Here is a 1,174-nt window from a genome sequence, read left to right as displayed (position 1 = left end):
AGAAGACGGCATACGAGATAGGAGTCCGTCTCGTGGGCTCGGAGATGTGTATAAGAGACAGTATCACAACAATACAAAAGGCGTGATCTTTGCCCTTGAGTCTGCACTCGATGCCGGGATAATTGACCATAAAGAGTTCGAGCGCCAGGAGCACCTCCTCATAAAAGCCACAGAGGTTGAAAAGAGGTTCGGGGCTGCGAGCAGGGAATACCTTGCCCCCTCCAGGGGAGACCTCAAATATAAGGTTGCAAGGCGGGTTATTGAACTCCTCAAGGAAGGCAAGAAAGGCCTCGTCATAATGAACGCCAAAAAAGAAACTGGCTACATGTTTGCAGACATCACCCTTGCGGTCAATGAGGTTGCAGATGCGCTCGGGAAAAAGGAAAACCTGGTCAATATGGCAAATATCGACCCGGAACTCGGGCTTCCGCGGGTCAGGCAGCATGCTGAATACATTATGCGGGACTTCAAAGCCCATGGGGTTGAGATTCACGAAATCATCGGCGGCATGGATGAGTACCCGATTGCGGGGGAAAAGGTCAGTGAACTAATTAAGACAAAATACAGTGATTACGATTTTGCAGTTATCACAGGCGTTCCTCATGCAATCCCTATGGAAAACCTGCAGCACATGGAATTGATCTCGGTTACGAACGGCCCGAGGCAGGTCCTGCCCTTAAAAGAGATGGGGCATGAGCATGTTATGGTTGAGATCGACCTCCACCCAAAGACCCTTGGAGTCAGCGAAATTGTGGAATCCGAGTTCGGAGCCACATTAAGGGAAGTTGCAAAGGAAGTTGCAAAGGAAGCCTGAACCGAAAAGAGTCAGGATAAAAGCAGGATAAAGTCAAATAACGGGAGGAAGATCCTTTGAAAAAACAAAAGATCATTGCAATTTACGGAAAAGGCGGCATAGGTAAGTCGAGCACAGCCTCAAACGTTGCAGCTGCCTGTGCGGAAGCAGGGAAGAAAGTCATGATCATAGGCTGCGACCCCAAAAGCGATTCATCCATAACCCTTCTTGGAGGCAGGAGAATCCCAACTATCCTTGACCTTCTCCGCGAAGGTGTGGATGTAAACGAAAATGATGTGGTCTTTGAAGGGTATGCAGGCGTCAAATGTATAGAAGCAGGAGGCCCTGAGCCCGGTATAGGCCTGTCTCTTATACACATCT

2 protein-coding genes are annotated in these 1,174 nt (G+C 49.0%); both read left to right on the top strand.

Going from position 1 to position 1,174, the window contains the following annotated elements; all coding sequences use genetic code 11:
- The coding region (gene cfbD / locus EO95_RS03860; RefSeq protein WP_048132351.1) for a Ni-sirohydrochlorin a,c-diamide reductive cyclase catalytic subunit at positions 1 to 814 on the top strand (814 nt) is incomplete at its 5' end.
- Positions 815 to 870: 56 nt separating this feature from the next.
- A partial coding sequence (locus EO95_RS03855; RefSeq protein ID WP_048132349.1) for an AAA family ATPase occupies positions 871 to 1,174 on the top strand: 304 nt, incomplete at its 3' end.

It is taken from the genome of Methanosarcina sp. 1.H.T.1A.1, assembly GCF_000979295.1.
GTDB lineage: Archaea > Halobacteriota > Methanosarcinia > Methanosarcinales > Methanosarcinaceae > Methanosarcina.
The sequence above is the reverse complement of the archived record's forward strand: the minus strand, read 5'-3'. Positions and strand labels throughout refer to the sequence as shown.